Below are 24,676 nucleotides of genomic sequence, written 5' to 3'. Positions count from 1 at the left end.
GGGCCGGGGTGGGTACTGCGCTCCACGTCCAGGTCCCGCTGCCCGTCCAGGACGGTGCGCTCGGCGGCGTCGAGGAACTCGTCCCCTTCGGGGTGACCGTCCGCGGAATTCGGATGCTTGGGTAACACGTGGACGAGGCGCAGCGGCTCCTCGAAGCGCCTCGCCGCGGATGCCGCCCACGCCGCCGCCTCCAGCGCGCCGTCCGATCCGTCGATGCCTGCCACGATGCCGCGTCGAATCCGTGCTGTGCTCATGGGGCTGCTCCTCACCTCCATTCCAGTTTGGTCCAGGACGGCGTCGACGCGCCAGAGGCAAATCGGTCGGTAGCCGATCCCGGCACGATGTGCGAGGGATACTCGAGTGACGGCGAGCGACGACAGCCAGAAGGGGAGCGACGGTCCACCATGAAGAAGCGGACGAGCGGCTCGGACGAGGGAGGCGGAGGCGACTCTCCCTCGCAGTTGATAGATGCGCGCATCGAGGAGCTGGGTGACTGGCGGGGCGAGACGCTCGCCCGGATCCGCGCCCTCGTCACGAAGGCCGACCCCGACATCGTCGAGGAGTGGAAGTGGAGAGGAGTTCCGGTGTGGTCGCACGCCGGAATGATCTGCACCGGTGAGACGTACAAGAATGCGGTGAAGGTGACGTTCGCCAAGGGTGCTTCGCTGGACGACCCGTCCGGACTCTTCAACTCCAGCCTCGAAGGCAACACCCGGCGTGCCATCGATTTCCACGAGGGCGACACGATCGACGAGGAGGCGTTCCAGGCCCTCGTCCACGCCGCCGTGGCACTGAACACCTCCTAATCTACGGGCCAAGGGTTTTCGGCCGCTGCGATCCGGCTCACCTGGGGGTTCCCTGTGTTTCGGTGGGCGGTGAACCGGAGGCGCGGTTGAACCGTGTGTACTGCTGGGAGGTGGTGACCGATGCCGGATGCCCAGACCGAGCTGATGCACGCCCTGTACGAGGAGCATGCCCCCGCAGTGTGGCGATATGCCCTGCGGCTGACCGGCGACCGCGCCCGCGCCGAGGACATCGTGCAGGAGGTACTGCTGCGAGCCTGGAAGCATCCGAACGTGCTCGACCAGTCGGAGTCGTCGGCTCGGGCGTGGTTGTTCACGGTCGCCCGCAACCTCGTGTTCGACGAGCACCGCAGCGCCCGCTCCCAGCGTGAGATCGGGATGAGCTCCACACCCGAACGCGCTGCCCCGGACAGCTCGGACGGCGCTCTCGACGCCTGGATGATGGGTGATGCGCTGGCCCGGCTCAGCCCCGACCATCGTGCGGTCCTCGTGCTCGGCTACTACCGGGGAATGTCGACCAACCAGATCGCCGACGAACTCGGAATACCGGAGGGAACGGTGAAATCCCGCATGCATTACGGCTTGCGGGCCCTTCGATTGGCTCTGCAGGAAATGGGGGTGACCCGATGACGTTCGACGACTTCGAGTCGCACGAGGATCCCTACGTCCGCTGGGACGCCGCATACGTGCTCGGCGCGATGTCCCCGAGCGATCGGCGCGAATACGAGGCCCACCTCGCCCACTGCGCACAGTGCTCGCAGGCCGTGTCCGAACTGGCGGGCATGCCCGGGTTGCTGGCCCTGATCACACCGGACGAGGCGTTCGGCACGTTGCCCGGGAACGCTGCGCCCGAGGACGAGGAGTCGCCCGCACCGCGTGTGCTGACCCAGTTGGTGGGCACGGTGCAGCGGAGCAGACGCTACCGGCGAGCGGCGACGGCCCTCGCAGCGGCGGCCGCCGTGGTCGCCGTCGCCGTCCCCGTCGGGGTGCTGGTGACGCAGGACCACCCACCGGCCGCCCCGGTGACGGCCATGCCCGTCCCGGACCGCGCGAACACCACCGAGACGGTGTTCACGCCCGTGGTCCCGACGACGATCACCGCGAGCGCATCCGTCGCGTCGACGTCCTGGGGCACGGTCATCTTCGTCGAGTGCTCCTACGAGGACACGTGGCCCGGCGACGGTCGCTACGGCGCCGACACCGAGGGGTACGCGCTGACCGTCACCGACCGCTCCGGAGTGGTCACCACACTGGCCACCTGGACCGGTGAGGCCGGCAGGACGGTGCGGCCCACAGCCACCACCAGCCTGCCCGTCGACGCGATCGCGAGCATCGACGTCCGATCCGACGACGACCATCAGGTATTGCTGACCACGGCGTTGTGAGCGGGCCGCCAGGGAGCCGGGTCGGTTTTCATACCTCCTGCTCGCTCCACCGCCGTGTTTCGTTCATCACGAACGTTTTCCGGAAAAATGTTCTGCCACCGGTGAACCCGACCGGTTCGTGGTTCGTGTGTACATCCAGTGGGTGACCGCAGGTCGCCCCGTCCGATCCACGACACGGGGGTCTGCCGATGAATCTCACGGATCACGAGCCACGGAAAACCGGTCGCACCATGCGCGTCGCCGACTACATCGTCGCGGTGCTGGCCGCGGAGGGGGTCGAGCACGTCTTCGGTGTGGGAGGCGCGAACATCGAGGACCTGTACGACGCGCTGCATCGCTCCCGCGACGTCGAGGGCGTCGTCGCCAAACACGAGTTCTCGGCGACGACGATGGCCGACGGGTATGCCCGGACCTCGAACCGGATCGGGGTGGTCGCGGCGACGTCGGGCGGGGGCGCGCTCAATGTGATCGCCGGGCTCGGTGAAGCATTCGCGTCCCGTATACCGCTTCTGGCGTTGGTCGGGCAACCGCCGACGACGCTCGAAGGGATGGGCGCATTCCAGGACACGAGTGGACTGGCGGGGTCGATCGATGCGACCCGGTTGTTCGGCGAGGTGTCCGTGTACTGTGCGCGTGTCGAGTCGCCGCTCGACCTCGAACGCCAGCTCGCCGAGGCGCTGGCCGCCGCGCGCCGCGGCGGACCGGCGGTTCTCCTGCTGCCGAAGGACATTCAGCAAGCGATCGGCGAGTTCCCGGAACCGCCTCGAACGGTCTCGACGGCACCCCGCACCACCACGACGGACGTCACGCGGCTCGCCGAAGCCCTGCGCGACGACTACGGACGGATCACCGTCATCGCCGGCGACGAGGTCGCGCGAGCCGGCGCGCGAACGGAACTCGCGGAACTCGCGCACGTGCTCGGTGCCCGGGTCGCCGTCACGCCCGACGCGAGGGACGTGCTCGATCCCGGGGCGCCCGGGCGGCTCGGGGTCACCGGCGCGATGGGGAATCCGGATGTGGTCGACGCACTACAGGCTTCCGATGTCTGCCTCCTCGTCGGCACACGACTGCCGGTGATGGCACGGGGAGGTCTGGATGCCGTGCTCGAGAAGACGCTGGTGTACAGCGTCGGCTCGGCGAAGCCGTATCTGCAGGCCTGTCACGTGCCGACGCGGGATCTGCGGGCGACACTGCGTGGGCTCGTCACCGAAATCGGACCGGCGGCCTCGCGCGCGCCTGTCGCCCAGTGCGATCCGACCCCGATCGACGTGCCGTCGTCCGGCACGTCGGGCCTGCGCTACACGGACGCGGTGAAGGCGCTCTCCGCGGTGATGCCTGCCGGTGCCGACGTGTTCGCGGACGCCGGAAACACGGGTGCCGCTGTGGTGCATCACCTTCCGGTTACTGCCGGAGGCCGGTTCGTGGTGGCGCTGGGAATGGGCGGGATGGGCTACACGTTCGGCGCCGCGATCGGTTCGGCGTTCTCGCGCGGCCGACGCACGTTCGTGATCGCCGGCGACGGTGCGTTCTACGCGCACGGGCTCGAGATCCACACGGCGGTCGAGTACGACGTGCCGGTGACGTTCGTCGTGTTCAACAACAACGCCCACGCGATGTGCCTGACCCGCGAGCAGGTGTACTTCGAGGGCGCATACACCTACAGCCGGTTTCGTCCCGCCCGCATTGCGGCGGGAGTCGGCGCACTGTTCCCCGGCTTGCCGTCCCACACGGTCGACACGCCCGTCGGCCTGGCCGACTCTCTCCGCGCCACGACCGACTCGGCGGGGCCCGCTGTCATCGAAGTCGCCTGCGACGCCGACGAGTTGCCGCCGTTCCTGCCGTTCCTGCCCGCCCGACAGCCGACCGAGAGATCCGAATCCCGAGAAGGAGTACGCCGATGACCGCCCGAGAGATTGCCCCGCTGCCCGACCTTCCCGCCGACCTGCCCGGCCTCGTCCGCATCGAGACCTCCGACCGTCAGGCGACGACACCGCTCATCATGGACATGCTGAGGTCGGTGTATCCGCACGACCAGGTGTTCGGAAAGTACTGCACTGTCAACGAATACATCGACTGCCCGCCGGACGAGGTGTTCCGCTACCTCTCCCACACCCGCAGCCTCGAGGAATGGACGTACAGCCTCCGGGGATTCACCCCGGCCGGGGAACCCGGGCTGTGGCTCGCGTACGACCGCCTGGGCGACACCACCGAGATCTACACGCGCACCGTGGCACACCCGGCCGCGATGACCGTCGACTATCACTGCGCCTGGGACCAGGGCAAACACCTGTGGATGGTGTATCTGATGCGGGTGGTGGACGCGCGCACGGTCCTGGACGTCGACGGATCCGTCGTGTTGTGGACCAACTGCCACCATCCGTTCTACGACGACAATCCCTACCCCGAGACCGCCCCCGCGGACCGGGTTCCGTGGGTGGGCGACTTCTGGGACATGTTCGCCGCCGGACACCAACTGGAGATGAGCAATCTCAAGGCGATCTGCGAATACCGGTGGGCGAACGACCTGCCCGTGACCCCGACCTGGATGAGTGAGTGAGACATGGACACCGTCAGCCTGATCGACATTGCCGGCTACCTACCCGAGAACCGGGTGGGAGCAGACTATTTCGCCCAGTTCGCCGCCTCCGACCGGCTCGCCGAGAACATCATGTTCCGGGCGCCGAAATTCCGCCACCACATCGCGAGCGACGAGAACGCCGTCGACATGGCGGAACGTGCGATCGCCCCGCTGGTCGAGCGGAACGGCTCCGAACTCGTCGCCAACGTGGACATTCTCATCACCCACACCCAGCTGCCCGACGTCCCGATCCTGGGCACCGGCGGAGAACTCGCGCGCCGGATGGGAATCACCCCGGACTGGGTGGTGGACCTGCACAACGGCGGCTGCGCGTCGTTCGTGTACATGATCAAACTGGCCCGTCAGATCATGCAGACCGGCGACGCGTCGACCGCCCTGATCGTGTCGGTGCAGAACAGCGCCGGCCAGATCTTCACGCAATCGGACGTGCGCGCGCTGGCACAGTCGGCGGTGCCCGGTGACGGCGCGGGCGCATGCCTGCTGGTGAAGTCGGAGGCCGCGCCGGTGCTCGGGCTCGAGTGCCGGACCTACCCCGAGTTCGCCGGGGACATGACGGCCGCCGTCGATCCGCCCCGCAGGTACTGGGAGGCGGGCACCGGCCAACTGCACATCGGGTTCACCGAATCGAGGATCGCAAAGGTTTTCGCCCGCGGGAACCGGCTCGTCCCCGAGGTGGCGCTCGCGGTGTGCAAGCAGATCGGCATCACCCCGGACGCGATCGACACCCTGGTCACCAACCAGCCCAACCGGCTGTTCCTCCGCAACTGGCGGGACGCACTCGAGCTACCGGCGGAACGACACCCCGACACGTTCGACGAATGCGGGAACCTGTTCGGCGCCGCGATCCCCGTCACCCTCGACATCGAGAACCGGGCAGGCCGCATCCCCAACGGTTCGCTGGTGATGATGTCCGCGTTCGCGCACGCGGGCGACTTCGCCGGGGCCGGGGCGATTCGATGGGGCGCCGCCCCGGCGGGGGTGTGAGATGACGACGCCGACCGTCGCGGGACCCGGTGTGAAATTCGATCTCGCGCTGAGCGAGAACCCGTTCGCCCCGTTGCCCTCCGTGCTCGACGCGCTCGACGGTGTGATGCGCCGGGCGCATCGGTATCCGGAGTTCCTGCCCGACCGGCTGATCGAGATCATCGCGGATCACGAAGGGCTCGACGCCGATCAGGTGGTGGTGGGCGCCGGTGCCACCGGCGTCGCACTGCAGATCATGCGCTCGGTCGCCGGGCCGGGGGAGCGGATCGTGTTCACCGCCCCGACGTTCGACGGGTACCCGATCATGGCGCGCATCGCGGCACTCGACGCGGTGCCGGTACCGATTCTCCCGGACGGCGGGCAGGATCTGGCCGCGATGGCGGCCGCGATCGACGACCGCACCCGGCTCGTCGTCGTCTGCCGCCCGCACAACCCCACCGGGACGCTCGTCGACACCGCCGAGCTGGCGCAATTCCTCCGTCGTGTGCCGGACCGGGTGATAGTCGTCCTCGACGAGGCCTACGTGGAGTTCGTCGACCGCCGACTGGTCCTGGACGTGCATCGCATCATCGCCGAACACCAGAACGTCGTGTTCCTGCGAACGTTCTCCAAGGCGTACGGTCTGGCCGGGTTGCGTATCGGATTCGGCTTCGCGAATGCGGCTCTGGCGCGGACGATTCGAACGCTGCAATTGCCGTTCGGGATGGGCAGCGCCGCCGTTCCCGCGGTCACGGCGTCGTACGCCGCCGAGCACGAGCTCCGTGCCCGGGTGGCTGCCATCGTCGCCGAACGGGAGGAACTGTGGCGCACGGTGCGGGCGATGGGAATTCCCGTCCCGCGCAGTCGGGCCAACTTCCTGTACATCCCCGGAGAGGAAGTCGGTGACGCACTCGCCCGTGCCGGCATCCACGCGCGCACCTACCCCAATGGCGACGCGCGGATAGCGGTCGGGAGCCGGGACGCCGGGCGTGCGGTGATCGACGCGCTCAGGCCGACAGTGCCCGGTACCGCTGCAGCTCCGTGTGTGTCTGCGAGTACCGGTCGAGCATGACGTCGAGCAGTAGGGGGTGCGGTCCGATGGTGGCCGCGTAGGTGATGCCGGATCCGCAGGATTCCGCCGCACGGCTCAACCGGTCCGTGAGCAGTCCCGGAGCCAGGAACCACGGAGCGATCACGATGCGCGCGGCACCGGCCTGCCGCAGCGTCGAGATCGCCTGCTGCACCGTCGGTTCCGCCGACGTCGCGAAACACGTCACCGCCCCCGACCATCGGGTGCCCGCGGCGACCGATTCGGCCAGCTCGCGGGTTCGGTCGTTCGCGGCCGGGTCGGACGAACCGACCGCGGCGAGGACGATCCCGAGACCGGACTCGTCGACGGAACCGCCGGCCTCGCCGATGCGATGACGGACCGCCTCGACCAGCCGCGCATCGTGCCCGAGAACGTCCGCCTGCCGGACGTGCAGGTGGCGGTGACGGAGGCGGGCGGCGTCCAGGAGCGCCGGAAGGTCGACGCGTGCGTGGAACGCGCTACCCAGAAGCATCGGCACGACCACGGCGGAGGAATGCCCCTCGGCGGCGACCGCGTCGAGCACCTGGTCCACGGACGGCGCGTTGAGGTCGAGGAAGCACAACCGCACGTCGAGGTCCGGTCGCACCGCCCGGAGCGCCGACACGGCAGCCGCCACCACCCGCGCACTGCGGGGGTCGCGACTGCCGTGGGCGACAGCGATCAGCGGGGTCATCGCACTAGACGCGCTCGCCGAGCTCCACCGCTGCGATGGCATCTCCGACGAGGCCGGCCGCGAGCGTGTTGCCGCCGGCCGGGTCGATCAGCAGGAAGCTGCCGGTGTGGCGGTTCACGGTGTAGTCGTCCGCCACGATCGGCTCGGCGACCCGCACCGAGATCTTGCCGATCTCGTTGAGTTCCAACGACTCCGGGCTGGGCTCCGAGGTGAGCTCCTGCTCGTTGAAACGCTCGACGAGTGTGCCGACGATGGCCTGCGTGGTGCGGGTGCCGTGCTTGAGCAGCAGGCGCGCGCCGGGACGCAGTGGCTTCTCGGCCAGCCAGCAGACGGTCGCGTCGAACTCGCCGAGCGGTTCCGGGGCGTCGGCGGGGGAGGCAATGACGTCGCCGCGGGAGACGTCGACGTCGTCGGCCAGCACGAGAGTGACGCTGCGGCCGGCGTGGGCGCTGTCGAGTTCGCCGTCCGCGGTGTCGATGCGGGTGACCGTGGTGCGGACACCGGACGGCAGGATCACCACCTCGTCGCCCGGGGTCACCTCACCCGCGGCGACCTGCCCGGCGTACCCGCGGTAGTCCGGGAACTCCGCCGTTCGCGGACGGATCACGTACTGGACGGGGAAACGGAGACCGACCCGGTGGGGTTCGGCGTCGACGGGCACCGACTCGAGGTGCTCGATGAGCGTGGGGCCGTCGTAGTACGGGGTGTTCTCCGAACGCACCGCGACGTTGTCGCCGTGCAGAGCAGACACCGGGATCTCGACGACGTCCTCGGACGCCCAGCCGAGCGAACTGGTCAGCGAGTTGAACTCCGCCGAGATGTTCGCGAACACGGTGGCCGGATCCTCGACGAGGTCGATCTTGTTGACGGCCAGCACCAGCTTGGGGACGCCGAGCAGCGCGAGAACGGCGGCGTGCTTGCGGGTCTGCGAAATGACACCCTTTCGGGCGTCGACCAGCAGGATGACCATCTGCGCGGTGGACGCGCCCGACACCGTGTTCCGGGTGTACTGCACGTGCCCGGGAGTGTCGGCGAGGACGAACGACCGGCGGGGTGTCGCGAAGTACCGGTACGCCACGTCGATCGTGATGCCCTGTTCACGCTCCGCGCGCAGGCCGTCGACCAGCAGGGACAGGTCGGGAGTGGACAGCCCCTTGTCGACCGACGCCCGGGTGACGGCGTCGATCTGGTCTGCGAGAACCGATTTCGTGTCGTACAGCAGACGGCCGACGAGGGTCGACTTGCCGTCGTCCACGCTGCCGGCGGTGGCAAGCCTCAGAAGGTCGCTCATGATCAGAAATAGCCCTCTCGCTTGCGGTCTTCCATAGCCGCTTCGGAAACTCGGTCGTCGCCGCGGGTTGCGCCGCGCTCGGTCAGCCGGGACGCTGCGACCTCGGCGAGGATCGCCTCGTTGTCGCCGGCCTCGGAAAGAACTGCGCCGGTGGTGGACCCGTCGCCGACGGTGCGGTACCGCACCGACAGCGTCTGCAGGTCCTCACCCTCGGACGGTCCGCCCCACACACCGGGCGTCATCCACATGCCGTCGCGCTGGTACACCTCGCGCTGGTGCGCGTAGTAGATGCTGGCCAGTTCGACGTTGTCACGGGCGATGTACCGCCAGATGTCGAGTTCGGTGAAGTTGCTGAGCGGGAAGACGCGGACCTGCTCACCGGGGGAGTGCTTGCCGTTGTACAGGTTCCACAGTTCGGGGCGCTGCTTCTTCGGGTCCCACTGGCCGAAACTGTTGCGCAGCGAGAAGATGCGCTCCTTGGCCCGGGCACGCTCCTCGTCGCGCCGGGCGCCACCGAAGACCGCGTCGAAACGGTTCTCGGCGATGGCGTCGAGCAGGGGAACGGTCTGGAGGGGGTTGCGAATCCCGTCGGGGCGTTCGGTGAGCCGGCCGTCGGCCAGGTAGTCCTCGACCTTCGCCACGTGCAGGCGCAGGTTGTACTTGGACACGACGTGATCGCGGAAGTCGAGGACCTCCTGCAGGTTGTGTCCGGTGTCGACGTGCAGCAGCGCGAACGGCAGCGGTGCAGGCCAGAACGCCTTGATCGCCAGGTGCAGCAGCACCGTGGAGTCCTTGCCGCCCGAGAACAGGATCACCGGGCGTTCGAACTCGCCCGCGACCTCACGGAAGATGTGGATGGCTTCCGACTCGAGCGCGTCGAGCGTGTCGAACTGCGACCCGTCCAACTGCGGCCGGACGGCGGATTCGGCGAGGGAAGTGGAGATGTCGATGGTCATGAGGCGTGCAACCCGCATTCTGTCTTGGCCTGACCGGCCCAGCGGCCGCTGCGCGGATCGCTGCCGGGGGCTGGCTTGCTGGTGCACGGAGCGCACCCGATGGACGGATATCCCTCGTCGACGAGCGGATTCACCAGAATCGAGTGCTCGTCGATGTAGGACTGCATGTCTTCGTCGGACCACGCGGCGATCGGGTTGATCTTCACCAGACCGAACGCGTCGTCGAACGAGATCAGGGGGGCGTTCGCGCGGGTGGGCGCCTCGACGCGCCGGATGCCGGTCACCCACGCCTTGTAGCCGGAGAGGGTCTTCTTCAACGGGGCGACCTTCCGCAGTGCGCAGCACCGGTTGGGTTCGCGGGCGAACAGGTCTTTGCCCTCCGCCGCATCCTGTTCGGCGACACTCGCCTCGGCCCGCGCGTTGATCACGTTGACGCCGTACACCTGCTCGACGGCGTCGCGGGTGCCGATGGTCTCCGCGAAGTGGTAACCGGTGTCGAGGAACAGCACGTCCACACCGGGATGGACCTGGGCGGCGAGGTGGACCAGAACGCCGTCCTGCATGTTCGACGCGACGATGTAGCTGTTCCGATAACCCGTCGCTTCGCTCGCCCCGGCCCCGAACGTCTCTTCGGTCCACCGCAGCAGTTCGTGCGCGGAGGCACCCTCGAGACTTGCCGCCCCCTGCGCGGCAAGGAGCCGAAGGTCGTCCTGTGTGGCTGTGGCGAGATTCAACGCAAGTCTCCTTCGTCTGCGCGCACGACCCATTCCGCGAAGCGTTCACCCTCGTTGCGGTGCTTCACGAACTGGCGGACGACGCGATCGATGTAGTCACCGAGTTCGGTGCTGGTGACCTTGTGCTGGCGAAGCTTCCGGCCGAAGGCCGAATCGAATCCGAGGCTGCCGCCGAGGTGGACCTGGAAGCCCTCCACCTGGTTGCCCTCGCCGTCGTCGACGAGCATCCCCTTGAACCCGATGTCGGCGACCTGTGAGCGGGCGCAGGAGTTCGGGCAGCCGTTGATGTTGATCGTGATCGGCACGTCGAGCTGCGCGTTGATGTCGGCGAGCCGCTGCTCGAGTTCGGGGACGAGCACCTGCGAGCGCTTCCGCGTCTCCGCGAACGACAGCTTGCAGAACTCGATGCCCGAGCACGCCATCAGGTTCTTGCGCCAGTGCGACGGACGCGCGGGCAGGCCCACCTCGTCCAGGTCGGCGATCAGCTGCTCGAGCTTGTCGTCGGCGACGTCGAGAATGATCAGCTTCTGGTACGGCGTGAAGCGGATCTTGTCGCTGCCCGCCCGCTCCGCGGCGTCCGCGACCTTGGCCAGGATCGTGCCCGACACGCGACCCGCGATGGGGGCGACGCCGACGGCATTGAGACCGTTGCGGGTCTTCTGCACACCGACGTGGTCGATCGGCCGGGTGGGCTTCTCCGGCGCGGGGCCGTCGATGAGCTTGCGCTTCAGGTACTCGGTTTCGAGGACCTCGCGGAACCGCTCGATGCCCCAGTCCTTGACCAGGAACTTCAGGCGGGCCTTGTTCCGCAGCCGGCGGTAGCCGTAGTCGCGGAAGATCGACACGACGGCCTCCCACACGTCGGGAACCTCGTCGAGCGGCACCCAGACGCCGACCCGCTGCGCCAGCATCGGGTTGGTGGACAGCCCGCCGCCGACCCACAGGTCGAGGCCGGGACCGTGCTCGGGATGGTTGACCCCGACGAACGCGACGTCGTTGATCTCGTGCACCACGTCCTGCTGACCGGAGATCGCGGTCTTGAACTTGCGCGGCAGGTTCGAGTACTCGGGCTTGCCGATGTAGCGGCGGACGATCTCGTCGATCGCGGGAGTGGGGTCGAGGACCTCGGTCAGCGACTCGCCTGCCAGCGGTGAACCCAGGACGACGCGGGGGCAGTCACCGCACGCCTCGGTGGTCTTGAGGCCGACGCCTTCGAGGCGCTTCCAGATCTCGGGGACGTTCTCGACCTCGATCCAGTGGTACTGGACGTTTTCGCGGTCCGACAGGTCGGCGGTGTCACGCGCGAACTCGGTGGAGATGCCGGCGATGGTGCGCAGCTGCTCGACGTTGAGGGCGCCGGCGTCGCAGCGGACCCGCATCATGAAGTACCTGGCCTCGAGCAGGTCGATGTTCTCGTCACCGGTGAAGGTGCCGTCGTAACCCTGCTCGCGCTGGGTGTAGAGACCCCACCAGCGCATGCGGCCACGCAGGTCGCCTTTGTCGATGCTGTCGAAGCCCTGCTTCGAGTAGATGTTCTCGATGCGGGCCCGGACGTTGAGCGGGTTGTCGTCCTTCTTGGCCTGCTCGTTGGCGTTGAGGGGCTCGCGGTAGCCGAGGGCCCACTGGCCTTCGGCGCGTCGCCGGGCCGGCTTCGCCGTGCGCGTACGCGCGGGTGCTGCATCGACGGCAGCGGGGGAGGCGTCGGTGGTCGACGTCATGGAGCACTCCTGAATCTCAAGATGCACCGGCTGAGGCCGAGGAGGAGGGCTGGTCCTCGCTCGGGGCATTCGAATCCGGCCGGAAGTCGAGAAGAATGATGAACGGGCTGACAGGCTGAATTACTGCGCGATACAGGGCAGACAACAACAGCTGCAGACACGCTTGAGATCGACGTGACGACGCGCCACAAGTCGCACTCCGGGTCCGGTCATGCCGACCATTGTGCCACGTCAGATCGTTCACGTAGAGCCGGGCACCGATTTCCACCATTCTTGCGGGAAATATCACGAGGAGGGGCCCGCGACGGTCGGGTGGACACCGGAGGTGAGCCGACCATGGACACTGTAAGGGTGAACGGAACGAGCACTCCCACGGTCGGACGCGACGAGGCGGCGGCATTCGCGCTGCCCGGGAGTGCGCTGGCGGGGGTGGGGAGCCGCCCGTTCGGGATCTACGTGCACGTGCCTTTCTGCGCCACACGCTGCGGATACTGCGATTTCAACACCTACACGGCAGGCGAGCTGGGGACGTCGGCGTCGCCGCAGTCGTGGATGGAGGGGTTGCGCCGCGAACTCGACCTCGCCGCGCAGATGACGGGCGCCCCGGCCGTCGACACGGTGTTCGTCGGCGGTGGCACACCGTCACTCCTCGGCGGCGACGGACTGGCGGACGTTCTCGGTGCGGTCCGCTCGAGCTTCGGCCTCGCGAAGGGCGCCGAAGTGACCACCGAGTCGAACCCGGAGTCCACGTCGCCGGAGTTCTTCGAGCGGTTGCTCGCCGGCGGATTCACGCGGATCTCGCTGGGCATGCAGTCGGCGGCCCAGCACGTGCTGAAGGTGCTCGACCGCACCCACACACCCGGACGTGCGGTGGCGGCGGCGCAGGAGGCCCGGGCCGCCGGATTCGAGCACGTCAATCTCGACCTCATCTACGGAACGCCGGGGGAGCGCGACGAGGACCTCGACCTCTCGCTGGACGCCGTGCTGTCCGCCGGGGTGGACCACGTATCCGCCTACGCGCTGATCGTCGAGGACGGCACCGCGCTGGCGAGGAAGGTGCGCCGCGGGGAACTGCCCGCGCCCGACGACGACGTCCTGGCGTCGCGGTACGAGCGCATCGACGCGCGGCTCGCCGACGCGGGCCTGACCTGGTACGAGGTGTCGAACTGGGCATCGGCGGACGCCGCGACGGGGGAATCACGCTGCCGGCACAACCTGGGGTACTGGGACGGCGGGGACTGGTGGGGCGCCGGGCCGGGCGCGCACAGCCACGTCGGCGGTGTTCGCTGGTGGAACGCCAAGCACCCGGCGCGCTACGCGGACCAGCTGGCGGCGGGAAGTCTGCCCGTCGGTGGGAGCGAAAAGCTGACCACGGAGGACGTCCACGTCGAGCGGGTGATGCTCACCGCGCGGCTGCGGACGGGACTCCCGGTGGCGGAGCTGGATGCCGCGGAGCAGCGCGCGGCCGAGACCGTGGTGGCCGACGGACTGCTGGTGCGCGAGGGCGAGCACCTGGTGCTGACCGACCGTGGGCGGCTCCTCGCCGACGCCGTGGTCCGGACGGTGCTGCGCTGACGCTCAGCCCTCGACCGCTCGGCCCTCGACCGCTCAGCCCTCGAATCCTCAGGCCGTGACGATGCCGGGCATCTCGTCGTAGTCGAAGACGCGGGCGTGCAGCACGACGCGGTTTCGCAGTGCCGAGCGCACGGCCCGGTGCAGTCCGTCCTCGAGGTAGAGCACCCCGTGCCACTGGACCGCGTGCGGGAACAGGTCGCCGTAGAACGTCGAGTCCTCCGACAGCAGCCGGTCGAGCTCGAGAACCTTCGTCGTGGTGACGATCTCGTCCAGCCGCACCTGCCGGGGTGGGATCTTGGACCAGTCGCGCAGCGACAACCCGTGGTCCGGGTACGGCTTGCCGTCCATGACACCTTTGAAAATCATCGCCTCGTCATCCGCCCGTGGTCGTTGCCTCTGCTCGTCTCCGGTCACCACAGTAAGGCCTGAACCGGTATCGGCGGCGCGGCGATTAGACTGGACCGAGCCGAGATGCACGTGCATCTGCACGTAGCTCAGGGGATGTGGCGGCCGATCCGAACGAAGGTTCGGTGACGCCGCTGCTCGTGATGATCGAGAACTGGAGGTGGACGGCGATGTCGAGTACGGACGACAGACGGTTCGAGGTTCTCCGCGCCATCGTCGCCGACTACGTCTCGACCCAGGAGCCGGTGGGATCGAAGGCGCTGGTCGAGCGGCACAACCTGGGTGTGTCCAGTGCGACGGTCCGCAACGACATGGCGTTCCTCGAGAGCGAGGGCTACATCGCCCAGCCGCACACGAGTTCCGGCCGTGTTCCCACGGACAAGGGCTACCGGCAGTTCGTCGACCGCATCGCCGACGTGAAGCCGCTGTCGACGGCGGAGCGGCGCGCGATCCTCGGTTTCCTCGAGTCCGGGGTCGACCTGGACGACGTTCTCCGGCGCGGTGTGCGCCTGCTCGCGCAACTCACACGCCAGGTCGCGGTTGTGCAATATCCCACACTCTCGGCGTCGTCGGTCCGGCACCTCGAGGTGGTCGCGCTGACGCCTGCCCGCCTGCTGCTGGTGCTCATCACCGATTCGGGTCGAGTGGATCAGCGCATCGTCGAACTCGGCGACGTGCTCGACGACCAGGACCTGGCGCGGCTGCGCGGACTGCTCGGGGGCGCCCTCGACGGCAAGCGGCTGGCGGCGGCGTCCATCGCGGTCTCGGAACTCGCCGACGAGGCCCCGGAGGATCTGCGCGACGCCGTGATCCGTTCGGCCACCGTGCTGGTGGAAACGCTCGTCGAGCATCCCGAGGAGCGGTTGGTCCTCGGCGGCACCGCGAACCTGACCCGCAACGCTGCCGACTTCTCGGGAATCAGCGGGTTCCCCGGTTCGCTGCGCGCGGTCCTCGAGGCACTGGAGGAGCAGGTGGTGGTGCTCAAGCTGCTGGCCGCCACGCAGGACGCGGGCACCGTGACGGTGCGGATCGGTGAGGAAACCCAGGTGGAGCAGATGCGCGGCACCTCCGTCATCTCGACCGGCTACGGTGCGGCAGGCACCGTGCTCGGCGGAATGGGCGTGCTCGGACCCACCCGAATGGACTATCCGGGAACAATCGCGTCGGTGGCAGCCGTTGCGAGATACATCGGCCAGGTGCTCGCGGAGCGCTGACGGCCGGCCCCGGCGACAGCGCCGCCGTGGGGCGAGCACAGGTACCGGTAGCGAGATAACGAAGTAGAGAAGGACGAGAGACTCAACGTGGCACGGGATTACTACGCAACGCTCGGCGTCGATCAGAAGGCGACCGATCAGGAGCTCAAGCGCGCGTACCGCAAGCTTGCGAGGGAACTGCATCCCGACGTGAACCCCGACGAGGCGGCGCAGGCCCGGTTCCGGGACATCTCGACGGCCTACGAGGTGCTGTCCGATCCGGAGAAGCGTCGCATCGTCGACCTCGGCGGCGACCCCCTCTCCTCGGGTGGCGGCGGAGGCGGTGCCGGCTTCGGCGGCGGTTTCGGTGGCGGCCTCGGCGACGTGTTCGAAGCGTTCTTCGGCGGCGGAGGCGGTGCAGGCCGCGGACCGCGCGGCCGCGTCCAGCCGGGCGCCGATTCCCTCCTGCGCACCAGGCTGACGTTGGCGGAATGCGCGACCGGCGTGAGCAAGCAGGTCACCGTCGAGACGGCGATCCTGTGCGACAGCTGCACCGGTGCGGGCACCAACGGCGATTCCAAGCCGGTGCGCTGTGAGACCTGTGGCGGCGCGGGCGAGGTCCAGTCGGTGCAGCGTTCGTTCCTCGGCCAGGTCATGACGTCGCGGCCGTGCCCCACCTGCCGCGGCGCCGGCGAGACGATCCCCGACCCCTGCCACAAGTGTGGCGGCGACGGCCGGGTGCGCGCCCGCCGCGACATCACGGTGAAGGTGCCCGCAGGCGTGGCCGGCGGAATGCGGATCCGGCTCGCCGCGCAGGGCGAGGTCGGCCCCGGCGGCGGACCCGCAGGAGACCTGTACGTCGAGGTGGTCGAGCAGGCGCACGAGGTGTTCGTGCGCGACGGCGAAGACCTGCACTGCACGATCCGGGTACCGATGATCGACGCCGCCCTCGGCACGACCGTGACGATCGACACGATCATCGACGGACCCAAGGAGATCACCATCGAGCCGGGAACTCAGCCGGGATCGGTGACGGTCCTGCGCGGGCACGGCATGCCGAAGCTGCGTTCCGGCATCCGCGGCGACGTGCACGCCCACCTCGAGGTCGTGGTTCCGTCGCGCCTCGACCACAAGGAGACGAAGCTTCTCCGCGAACTCAAGGACCTGCGCGACCGCGACGTCGCCGAGGTCGTCTCCACCCAGTCGCAGCACAGCGGCGGATTGTTCTCACGCCTGCGTGAAGCGTTCAGCGGTCGCTGACCGTGGCGGCGACGGTCTTCTTCCTCGACCCGCTGCCCGAGGTGGGGAGCACCGCGGTCCTGGACGGCCCGGAGGGCAGGCATGCCGCGACGGTGCGCCGGATCGGTGTCGGGGAGCGGATCGTGCTCGCCGACGGCCGGGGTGGTCTCGCCGACACCGAGGTGACGGGGGCCGGTAAGGACCGGCTCGAACTCACCGTTCACGAGCGTCGTCAGGTGTCGGCGCCGTCGCCGAGTGTGACTGTGGTGCAAGCGCTTCCGAAGGCGGAGCGGTCCGAGCTGGCGGTCGAGCTGGCCACCGAGGCCGGAGTCGACACGATCGTGCCGTGGCAGTCGTCGCGTTGCGTGGCCCGGTGGGAAGGCCCCAAGGTCGCGAAGGGTGTCGCTCGCTGGCGTAGCGCGGCTCTCGCCGCCGCCAAGCAGTCCCGGCGGGCGATCGTCCCCGAGGTGTCGGAACTGCACCGCACCGCCGGGATGCTCGCCGTCGTCCGTGAGGTGGTCGGCCGGGGCGGCGTCGTCGCCGTGCTGCACGAGGCGGCCACCCAGGGCCTCGCCGAGCTTCCACTGCGCTCGGCGGCCGAGATCGTGCTCGTCGTCGGCCCGGAGGGCGGTATCTCCGAGGAGGAGATCGCCGCGCTGACGGACGCCGGCGCCGTCCCGGTGCTGCTCGGTCCGCACGTTCTGCGGACCTCGACCGCCGCGGCCGTCGCGCTGGGCGCCATCGGTGTCCTCACGGACCGCTGGGGCGCGGCCCCGCTAGCCTGACTGTCCGTGGACCGCATTCGCATCGCCTACGGAAACGAACCGCAGCAGTTCGGGCACTTCTACCCGCCCGAGGAGCCCGTGGCCGCCGCGGTCCCGGTGGTGATGGTCGTCCACGGCGGTTTCTGGAGCGGGAAGTACCACCTGAACCTGGGCACGAGCTTCGCGGTCGACCTCGCCCGCCACGGCGTCGCCGTCTGGAACATCGAATACCGCAGGCTCGGTGCGGGCGGCCGGTGGGACGAGATGTCCGCCGACGTTCTCGCCGCGCTCGACGCGATCGCCGGTCCGGTCGCCGAGCAGTCGCCCGTCCCGTTCGACCTGTCGAAGGTCCGGGTCGTCGGCCACTCCGCCGGTGGACAGCTCGCGGTGTGGCTCGCCGGGGAGAGGCAGACCACGGTCCGGCCGGAGCGGGTCGTGTCCCAGGCGGGCGCCCTCGACCTCGCGTCCGCGGGGGAGCGGGGCCGGCGGATCGGCTACATCGAGGATCTCCTCGGCGTCCCCTTCGACGAAGACCCCGATCGGTACCGCGCCGCGTCCCCACGGCACCGCATCCCCACCGGGGTGCCGGTGGTGTGCGTGCACGGCACGGAGGACGCGCAGGTTCCGGCGAAGGTGAGTGTGCGGTACAGCGAGGTCGCGCGGGCGGCCGGGGACCCGGTCGCGCTGCACGTCGTCGAGGGCGAAGACCACTACGCGTTCCTCAATCCCGAGACCGACTGCTGGAAGATCTCGCGGGACGCCCTGCTGTCCGACGCCGGTGAGTGCTCGGGCTGACGCCCGACGACGGGGCCCGCGTCGGCGGGCGAGGCGCGGCAGTGACCGGGCGGGCATCCGAATGTCCCGAAGTCGTGACGGCGTCGCGTAATCGGGTGGGCGCTGTGACCTGCGAGCGATAGACTTCCCTCAGCACGACGACCGTCGTGACCAACCAGGAACCGGGAAGAAGGCCATATTCCTCACGTGAGCGAACAAGACCAGAACGGCGAGACGTTCGGCGCCACGCGTCCGGCGGAACGCACCGTGCGTTCGAGTATCGATCTCCCACCCGAAACGGTCCCGCCTCTCCTCGGTTCTTCCGACGAGAATCTGCGCGCTCTCGAACGGGTCCTGGACGCAGACATCCATGTACGCGGCAACGCCGTCACGCTGACGGGACGGCCCGGCGACGTCGCGCTCGCCGAACGGGTCATCGCCGAATTGGGCTCCATCGTCGGTCGCGGGCAACCGCTGACCCCCGACGCGGTGCGTCGCACGGTCGGCATGCTCACGCAGGGGCTGAGCGAATCACCCGCCGAGGTCCTGACCCTCGACATCCTGTCGCGGCGCGGCAAGACGATCCGGCCGAAGACGCTGAACCAGAAGCGCTACGTCGACGCGATCGACGCCAACACCATCGTGTTCGGCATCGGGCCCGCCGGTACCGGCAAGACCTACCTCGCCATGGCGAAGGCGGTGCAGGCCCTGCAGACCAAGCAGGTGTCGCGGATCATCCTCACCCGCCCCGCGGTCGAGGCGGGCGAGCGGCTCGGGTTCCTGCCCGGCACGCTGCACGAGAAGATCGATCCGTACCTGCGCCCGCTGCACGACGCGCTCCACGACATGATGGACCCCGAGGCCATCCCGAAGCTGATGCAGTCGGGTGTCATCGAGGTGGCGCCGCTGGCGTACATGCGTGGCCGCACGCTCAACGACGCATTCATCATCCTCGACGAGGCGCAGAACACCACCGCCGAGCAGATGAAGATGTTCCTCACCCGGCTGGGCTTCGGGTCCAAGGTCGTGGTCACCGGCGACGTCACGCAGGTGGACCTGCCGGGCGGTGCCCGGTCCGGGCTCCGCGCGGCCACCGAGATCCTCGGTGACATCGACGACATCTACTTCGCCGAACTCAACAGCAGCGACGTGGTCCGGCACCGGCTGGTGTCCGACATCGTCGACGCGTACGAGCGTTTCGAGGCGGACCGGGACGGCAAGGTCGAGCTCGGGAACCGCGCACAGCGGAGAGCGGCGCACTCGCGTTCTCCACGACGGTAGGGTGAGTGTCGCCGGAACCAGGAGGAAGCGACACACATGAGCATCGAAGTCTCGAACGAATCGGGCATGGACGTCTCCGAAGAGGAGCTGATCAGCGTTGCCCGCTTCGTGATCGCGAGGATGGACGTGCACCCCGCGGCCGAGTTGTCGATGGTCCTCGTGGACTCGGCCACCATGGCCGACCTCCACATGCGGTGGATGGACCTGCCCGGTCCCACCGACGTGATGTCGTTCCCGATGGACGAGCTCGAGCCCGGCGGTCGCCCGGACTCGCCCGAGCCCGGCCCGTCGATGCTCGGTGACATCGTGCTGTGCCCGTCCTTCGCCGCGGACCAGGCCGACAAGGCCGGTCACCCGCTCGCCCACGAACTCGCTCTGCTCACCGTGCACGGTGTGCTCCACCTCCTCGGCTACGACCACGCCGAACCGGAGGAGGAGAAGGAGATGTTCGGGCTGCAGAACCAGTTGCTCGAGGACTGGTACGAGGATCTGCGCAGGGCCGAACGCGACGCCGCACTCGCTGCCCGGGATCAGAAGCTGCTCGGCAAGGCCGGCTTCTTCGACTCACCCGACCAGTAACCGCCACGTGAAGGGTCTTCTGTGAGTAGCGCCATCGCGCTGATCGTCCTCGCGATCGTCCTCGTCCCGCTCGGTGGTGTCTTCGCCGCCGTCGATTCCGCACTCAACACGATCTCGTCCGCGCGCATCGAGGAGATGGCGAAGGAGGATCGCCCCGGCGCCACCCGCGTGCTCCGCATCCTGTCGGATCGCCCCCGCTACGTGAATCTCATGGTGCTGCTGCGCATCCTGTGCGAGATCACGGCGACGGTGGTGCTCGTCGGTGGCCTGTCCGATCTCCTCGAGCCGGTGTGGGCGCTCACGTTCACGGCGATCATCATGGTGCTCGTCGACTACGTGGTGATCGGGGTCGGCCCCCGGACACTGGGCCGCCAGCACGCCTACTCGATCGCGTTGATCACGTCGTTTCCCCTGCAGGTCATCGGAACTCTGCTCGGCCCGATCAGCCGCCTCCTGATCCTGATCGGTAACGCGATCACCCCGGGTAAGGGATTCCGCAACGGCCCCTTCGCCTCCGAGATCGAACTGCGCGAACTCGTCGACATGGCGCAGGAACGCGGCGTGGTGGCCGACGAGGAACGCCGGATGATCCAGTCGGTGTTCGAACTCGGCGACACGTCCGCCCGCGAGGTGATGGTGCCGCGCACCGAGATGGTGTGGATCGAAAACGACAAGAGCGCCGGACAGGCGACGTCGCTGGCTGTCCGCAGCGGACATTCGCGGATCCCCGTGATCGGGGAGAACGTCGACGACGTGCTCGGGGTGGTGTACCTCAAGGATCTGGTGCAGGAGACGTACCACTCGCGCGACGGCGGACGCAGCGTCCGCGTCGCCGACGTGATGCGGCCCGCCGTGTTCGTGCCCGATTCCAAGCCCCTCGACAGCCTGCTCGCCGAGATGCAGCGCGACCGCAACCACATGGCCATCCTGGTGGACGAATACGGCGGGATCGCCGGGCTCGTCACCATCGAGGACGTCATCGAAGAGATCGTCGGTGAGATCGCCGACGAATACGACCAGGACGAGACACCGCCCGTCGAGGATCTCGGCGACGGCATGTACCGGGTCTCCGCGCGCCTGCCGATCGAGGATCTCGGTGAACTGTTCGGCATCGAGGTGGAGAACGACGAGGTCGAAACAGTCGGTGGGCTCATCGGTTACGAACTCGGCAGGGTGCCGCTCCCGGGGTCGGAGGTCGTGTCGCACGGTCTCGTCCTGCGCGGCGAGGGCTCACCCGACGTGCGCGGACGGGTGCGCATCAGCACGGTCTTCGTGCAACGCGCCCCCATCGACGAGGACGACGACAGTGGCGACGGCGACCGGGAGGACGACGATGACTGAACTGGGCGACGAAGACGCCACACTGGTCGTGCTCGCGCGAGGAGCGTTCGGCCGCACCGGAAGTGGTCAGGGCGCCGCCGTCCGCGATCTCGACGGCCGCACCTACGCGGCGGGCGCGGTCGCGCTGGCGGCGTTGTCGCTGACCGCGCTGCAGGCGGCCGTCGCGGCGGCGGTGTCGAGTGGCGCCGAAGGTTTCGAGGCCGCAGTCGTGATCGGCGGCAGCGCGGAAGACCCAGGCATCGCCGCCCTACACGAAGTCAGTGCGCAGGCGGCCGTCGTCTTCGCGCGAACCGATGGATCCGTGATCGAGGAGCAACATGAGTAGAACCGAATTCCGTTCCGGATTCGTCTGTTTCGTCGGGCGGCCCAACACGGGCAAGTCCACGCTGACCAATGCGCTGGTGGGCAGCAAGATCGCGATCACGTCTTCGCGTCCGCAGACCACCCGCCACACCATCCGCGGCATCGTGCACCGCGACCACGCGCAGTTGATCCTCGTCGACACGCCGGGTCTGCACCGCCCCCGGACGCTCCTCGGCCAGCGCCTCAACGACCTCGTGCGCGACACCTACTCCGAGGTGGACGTGATCTGCCTGTGCATCCCGGCGGACGAGAAGATCGGCCCCGGCGACCGGTGGATCGTGCAGCAGGTCCGTCAGATCGCGCCGAAGACGACGCTCGTCGGCATCGTCACGAAGATCGACAAGGTCAGCAAGGACATGGTCGGGCAGCAGTTGCTGGCCGTGTCCAAGCTCCTCGGTCCCGAGACGGATGTCGTGCCCGTGTCCGCCGCCTCCGGTGAGCAGGTGGAGGTGCTGGTCGACGTCCTCGCGTCGAAGATGGAGGAGGGCCCGGCGTTCTACCCGGACGGCGAGCTCACCGACGAACCCGAAGAGACGCTGATGGCGGAACTCATCCGCGAGGCCGCGCTCGAGGGGCTCGGCGACGAACTGCCGCACTCCCTGGCCGTGGTCATCGAGGAGATCATCCCCCGCGAGGGACGCACCGAGAAGCAGGGCGAACTGCTCGACGTGCACGCCCTGCTCTACGTCGAACGCCCGTCCCAGAAGGGCATCGTGATCGGCAAGGGCGGCGCCCGCCTCCGCGAGGTGGGGACCAAGGCCCGGCTGCAGATCGAGAAGCTGCTCGGCACCAAAATCTTCCTCGAACTGCACGTCAAGGTGGCCAAGGACTGGCAGCGCGACCCGAAACAGCTGGGCCGCCTGGGGTTCTAGGTGGCTGCGCCACCCGTGCGCGGTTGACGAGCCCTGAGACTCGTCAACCACTCACGGGGCCGGCGGCCCTCAGAAGGAGGAGCACCGACGTCGCGAAGTCCTGATCGCCGTCGCTTCCGGTCGCAAGTCTCCTGAGCTGCAGGCCGGCGATGGTGGCGACGATGGTCGGCGCGACGGACACCGCGTCCGGGACGCCGAGGGCGGTGAGGATCGTCACCGTCAAATCGTCGTACGCGGCGAAACATTCGGCGGCAGCCTGACGCAGCTCGTGGTCACGTCCCGCCTGGATGTACAGCTCGAACGGGGCGATCCGCTCGGCGGAGAACGCCAGATCCTTCGCGACCTTCCCGGTGAGTGCCGCGGCGTCCTCGAGGCTCAGCCCCTTGTCCCGGTATCCCTCCGCCAGATCGGACAGCCGCTGCGTCTCCTCCGTCACGAACCCGGACAACGCGGCGCGCAACAGGTCGGTCTGCGTGGGGAAGTGGTACGTGATGGAGCCGAGCGACACCCCGGCCTGCGCGGCGATCCGCCGATTGGTCACGCCCGGAATGCCTTCCGTGCCGACGACGTGCAGCGCCGCCGCGAGGATGCGGTCACGGACGTCCGTCGAAGCCATCGGTCACCACCACCTCTCGGGACGTTCCAGGTCCCACCGCAGCACCGACTCGAGCTGGGCCGCGACCGACACCAGCAGCGGCTCGGCACCGTCGTGTCCCATCAGCTGGGCTCCGGTCGGCAGGTTGCCGGACGTGAACCCGGCCGGGACGTTCACGCTGGGCCAGCCCAGCACGTTCCACGGCCACGCGTACGGGCAGACCGCGGTGATCACCTTGTCCGTGGCCCAGGAGCTGATGCCGTCGATCCCCTCGACCCTCGGTGGGGGAGTCGCGGTGGTCGGGGCGAGGACGAGGTCGTACTTGTCGAAGATCGCCCCGACCCGTCGCTGCATCCTCGGCTCGGCGGCGCGGGCGGCGCGTAATGGCGCCCCGCGCAACAGTCGTCCGGTCCGGGCGTTGCCCTTCGTGCGGGGGTCGACGAGTGACGGGTCCGGGACCTTCCGCACCCAGTCGTCGATGCCGACCATCGACCGCGGGAGGAAGCCGAGCCCGAACATGATCCCGTAGTCGGGGTCGTCCACCACGACGCGATGCCCGAGCCTGCGCAGCGCCTCGGCGATCCGTGCGACGCCCTGGCGGACTTCGGGATGCAGTGACGTGGGGGTTGCGGTGAACGGGATCCGCAGCGACAGCGCGATGCGTAGCGGTCCGGGGTCGCGGCCGACGGCGTCGCTGACGGTGACCGGTGCGGGCGTGTGCAGGTCGCCCTCGTGCGGTCCCGATGCGACGTCGAGAAGCAGGGCCGCGTCGGCGACCGTCCGGGCCAGCGGGCCGTTGACGGTGAGGCCGTAGAACGCCTCGGCAGCAGGCCAGGTGGAGATTCGGCCGCGTTGCGGCTTGATCCCGACGAGGTTGGTCCAGGCGGCGGGGATGCGGATGGACCCGGCGCCGTCCGAACCGATCGCCGCGGACACCACACCGGCGGACACGGCCGCCGCGGCGCCGCCGGACGACCCTCCGGGGGTGTGGTCACCGTTCCAGGGATTGCGGGTGTACCCGAAGGCCGATCCGCCGGTGAGCGGCCACTGTCCCAGCTCGGGACTGTTGGTCTTGCCCACGACGACGGCGCCGGCGGCGCGCAGCCTTCGCACCAGCTCGGAGTCGCGCGCCGCGGGCGGGAAGTCGCCCGGGCACCCGAACGCGGTCGGCTCGCCGGCCACGTCGACGTCGTCTTTCACGGCGATCGGGACCCCGAGCAGCGGCAGGCGCTCACCGGCGGCGATCCGGTGGTCGGCCTCGGCGGCTTCGGCCAGTGCCGTGGTCCGGCGGATCACCTTGAACGCGTTGAGTGTCGGCTGGCTCGCGTCGATGCGGTCGAGGGCGGCGCGGGTGGCCGCGACCGACGTCGTGGCGCCGGAGGTCAGCGCCGTCACCTGCTCGACGAGTCCCGGGGCCCGATCCCCGTCGTCGTCGCGCTGCCGTCGATCGTCCAAGTGTTCCGCGCTCATGTCGCCCCCTCCC

At 68.8% G+C, this 24,676-nt stretch carries 26 protein-coding genes; 17 read left to right on the top strand and 9 right to left on the bottom strand.

Annotated features, from left to right (window positions below; translation table 11 throughout):
* A partial coding sequence (locus G9373_RS24920) for a universal stress protein (protein ID WP_167117249.1) occupies positions 1 to 254 on the bottom strand: 254 nt, incomplete at its 3' end.
* 150 nt (positions 255 to 404) lie between these two features.
* Here G9373_RS24920 and G9373_RS24915 point away from each other — a divergent pair.
* The 7 genes from G9373_RS24915 to G9373_RS24885 all read left to right on the top strand — a co-directional run bounded on the left by G9373_RS24915 (position 405) and on the right by G9373_RS24885 (position 6,822).
* Positions 405 to 806 carry a DUF1801 domain-containing protein gene (locus G9373_RS24915; protein WP_005574639.1) on the top strand — a complete coding sequence of 134 codons (402 nt, stop codon included), beginning with the start codon at positions 405 to 407 and terminating at the stop codon, positions 804 to 806.
* Positions 807 to 926: 120 nt separating this feature from the next.
* On the top strand, positions 927 to 1,433 hold the full coding sequence (locus G9373_RS24910; protein ID WP_005247969.1) for a sigma-70 family RNA polymerase sigma factor: 507 nt from the start codon (positions 927 to 929) through the stop codon (positions 1,431 to 1,433).
* A complete protein-coding gene (locus tag G9373_RS24905; protein WP_005574640.1) occupies positions 1,430 to 2,188 on the top strand; it encodes a zf-HC2 domain-containing protein in 759 nt (252 codons plus the stop codon). Before G9373_RS24910 ends, G9373_RS24905 begins: the two co-directional genes overlap by 4 nt.
* 188 nt (positions 2,189 to 2,376) lie before the next feature.
* Positions 2,377 to 4,089, top strand: coding sequence for a thiamine pyrophosphate-binding protein (locus G9373_RS24900; protein WP_167117246.1), 1,713 nt, complete (start codon positions 2,377 to 2,379; stop codon positions 4,087 to 4,089).
* Positions 4,086 to 4,745 (top strand): SRPBCC family protein, encoded by a 660-nt coding sequence (locus G9373_RS24895; protein WP_167117243.1) that lies wholly within the window; start codon positions 4,086 to 4,088, stop codon positions 4,743 to 4,745. Before G9373_RS24900 ends, G9373_RS24895 begins: the two co-directional genes overlap by 4 nt.
* A gap of 3 nt (positions 4,746 to 4,748) precedes the next feature.
* Positions 4,749 to 5,771 (top strand): 3-oxoacyl-[acyl-carrier-protein] synthase III C-terminal domain-containing protein, encoded by a 1,023-nt coding sequence (locus G9373_RS24890; RefSeq protein WP_005574642.1) that lies wholly within the window; start codon positions 4,749 to 4,751, stop codon positions 5,769 to 5,771.
* A 1-nt stretch (position 5,772) separates the two neighbouring features.
* The gene (locus G9373_RS24885; protein ID WP_005574643.1) at positions 5,773 to 6,822 is read left to right on the top strand and encodes an aminotransferase class I/II-fold pyridoxal phosphate-dependent enzyme; all 1,050 of its coding nucleotides are present in this window, start codon (positions 5,773 to 5,775) and stop codon (positions 6,820 to 6,822) included.
* Here the strand turns inward: G9373_RS24885 and G9373_RS24880 are convergent.
* The 5 genes from G9373_RS24880 to G9373_RS24860 are packed head-to-tail and all read right to left on the bottom strand — an operon-like array spanning position 6,758 to position 12,212.
* Positions 6,758 to 7,513, bottom strand: coding sequence for a sirohydrochlorin chelatase (locus G9373_RS24880; protein WP_043793988.1), 756 nt, complete (start codon positions 7,511 to 7,513; stop codon positions 6,758 to 6,760). The genes G9373_RS24885 and G9373_RS24880 overlap by 65 nt on opposite strands.
* A 4-nt stretch (positions 7,514 to 7,517) precedes the next feature.
* Positions 7,518 to 8,804, bottom strand: coding sequence for a GTP-binding protein (locus tag G9373_RS24875; RefSeq protein WP_054246751.1), 1,287 nt, complete (start codon positions 8,802 to 8,804; stop codon positions 7,518 to 7,520).
* Positions 8,805 to 8,806: 2 nt separating this feature from the next.
* Positions 8,807 to 9,760 carry a sulfate adenylyltransferase subunit CysD gene (cysD, locus tag G9373_RS24870; protein WP_005261244.1) on the bottom strand — a complete coding sequence of 318 codons (954 nt, stop codon included), beginning with the start codon at positions 9,758 to 9,760 and terminating at the stop codon, positions 8,807 to 8,809.
* Complete coding sequence (locus G9373_RS24865) at positions 9,757 to 10,527, bottom strand: phosphoadenylyl-sulfate reductase (RefSeq protein ID WP_051055396.1); 771 nt, start codon at positions 10,525 to 10,527, stop codon at positions 9,757 to 9,759. The genes cysD and G9373_RS24865 overlap by 4 nt, the downstream gene beginning before the upstream one ends.
* Entirely contained in the window at positions 10,491 to 12,212 is a 1,722-nt protein-coding gene (locus G9373_RS24860; RefSeq protein WP_005574645.1) for a nitrite/sulfite reductase, read from the bottom strand. The genes G9373_RS24865 and G9373_RS24860 overlap by 37 nt, the downstream gene beginning before the upstream one ends.
* A 351-nt stretch (positions 12,213 to 12,563) precedes the next feature.
* Here G9373_RS24860 and hemW point away from each other — a divergent pair, with 351 nt between their 5' ends.
* Positions 12,564 to 13,787 carry a radical SAM family heme chaperone HemW gene (gene hemW / locus G9373_RS24855; RefSeq protein WP_167117252.1) on the top strand — a complete coding sequence of 408 codons (1,224 nt, stop codon included), beginning with the start codon at positions 12,564 to 12,566 and terminating at the stop codon, positions 13,785 to 13,787.
* 48 nt (positions 13,788 to 13,835) lie between these two features.
* Here hemW and G9373_RS24850 read toward each other — a convergent pair whose 3' ends face one another.
* A complete protein-coding gene (locus G9373_RS24850; RefSeq protein ID WP_005261240.1) occupies positions 13,836 to 14,153 on the bottom strand; it encodes a type II toxin-antitoxin system VapB family antitoxin in 318 nt (105 codons plus the stop codon).
* Between the two features lie 209 nt (positions 14,154 to 14,362).
* Between G9373_RS24850 and hrcA the strand changes: the two genes are divergently transcribed.
* From hrcA to era, 9 genes are all read left to right on the top strand, one after another.
* The gene (gene hrcA, locus G9373_RS24845) at positions 14,363 to 15,406 is read left to right on the top strand and encodes a heat-inducible transcriptional repressor HrcA (protein WP_005574647.1); all 1,044 of its coding nucleotides are present in this window, start codon (positions 14,363 to 14,365) and stop codon (positions 15,404 to 15,406) included.
* A gap of 87 nt (positions 15,407 to 15,493) precedes the next feature.
* Positions 15,494 to 16,645, top strand: a complete 1,152-nt coding sequence (gene dnaJ, locus G9373_RS24840) for a molecular chaperone DnaJ (protein ID WP_005247937.1) — start codon at positions 15,494 to 15,496, stop codon at positions 16,643 to 16,645.
* Positions 16,646 to 16,647: 2 nt separating this feature from the next.
* Positions 16,648 to 17,409 carry a 16S rRNA (uracil(1498)-N(3))-methyltransferase gene (locus G9373_RS24835; protein ID WP_167117240.1) on the top strand — a complete coding sequence of 254 codons (762 nt, stop codon included), beginning with the start codon at positions 16,648 to 16,650 and terminating at the stop codon, positions 17,407 to 17,409.
* 6 nt (positions 17,410 to 17,415) lie between these two features.
* Positions 17,416 to 18,183, top strand: a complete 768-nt coding sequence (locus G9373_RS24830) for an alpha/beta fold hydrolase (protein WP_054248716.1) — start codon at positions 17,416 to 17,418, stop codon at positions 18,181 to 18,183.
* 186 nt (positions 18,184 to 18,369) lie between these two features.
* Positions 18,370 to 19,443: a PhoH family protein gene (locus tag G9373_RS24825; RefSeq protein ID WP_005247930.1), complete on the top strand. Its 1,074-nt coding sequence runs from the start codon at positions 18,370 to 18,372 to the stop codon at positions 19,441 to 19,443.
* 36 nt (positions 19,444 to 19,479) lie between these two features.
* Entirely contained in the window at positions 19,480 to 20,022 is a 543-nt protein-coding gene (gene ybeY, locus G9373_RS24820) for an rRNA maturation RNase YbeY (RefSeq protein ID WP_054248715.1), read from the top strand.
* Positions 20,023 to 20,043: 21 nt separating this feature from the next.
* Positions 20,044 to 21,363: a hemolysin family protein gene (locus G9373_RS24815; RefSeq protein ID WP_054248714.1), complete on the top strand. Its 1,320-nt coding sequence runs from the start codon at positions 20,044 to 20,046 to the stop codon at positions 21,361 to 21,363.
* Positions 21,356 to 21,688, top strand: a complete 333-nt coding sequence (locus tag G9373_RS24810; RefSeq protein ID WP_054248713.1) for a hypothetical protein — start codon at positions 21,356 to 21,358, stop codon at positions 21,686 to 21,688. The genes G9373_RS24815 and G9373_RS24810 overlap by 8 nt, the downstream gene beginning before the upstream one ends.
* Positions 21,681 to 22,598: a GTPase Era gene (gene era, locus G9373_RS24805; protein ID WP_054248712.1), complete on the top strand. Its 918-nt coding sequence runs from the start codon at positions 21,681 to 21,683 to the stop codon at positions 22,596 to 22,598. Before G9373_RS24810 ends, era begins: the two co-directional genes overlap by 8 nt.
* 43 nt (positions 22,599 to 22,641) lie before the next feature.
* On the opposite strand, the gene G9373_RS24800 is transcribed toward era, so the two are convergent.
* On the bottom strand, positions 22,642 to 23,214 hold the full coding sequence (locus G9373_RS24800; RefSeq protein WP_167117237.1) for a TetR/AcrR family transcriptional regulator: 573 nt from the start codon (positions 23,212 to 23,214) through the stop codon (positions 22,642 to 22,644).
* 3 nt (positions 23,215 to 23,217) lie between these two features.
* Entirely contained in the window at positions 23,218 to 24,663 is a 1,446-nt protein-coding gene (locus G9373_RS24795; protein ID WP_005569894.1) for an amidase, read from the bottom strand.
* Positions 24,664 to 24,676 lie beyond the last annotated feature (13 nt).

The sequence above is a fragment of the Rhodococcus sp. A14 genome (assembly GCF_011603105.1).
In the GTDB taxonomy this organism is placed as follows: Bacteria; Actinomycetota; Actinomycetes; order Mycobacteriales; family Mycobacteriaceae; genus Rhodococcus_F; species Rhodococcus_F opacus.
This window is presented reverse-complemented; position numbering and strand designations above follow the sequence as displayed.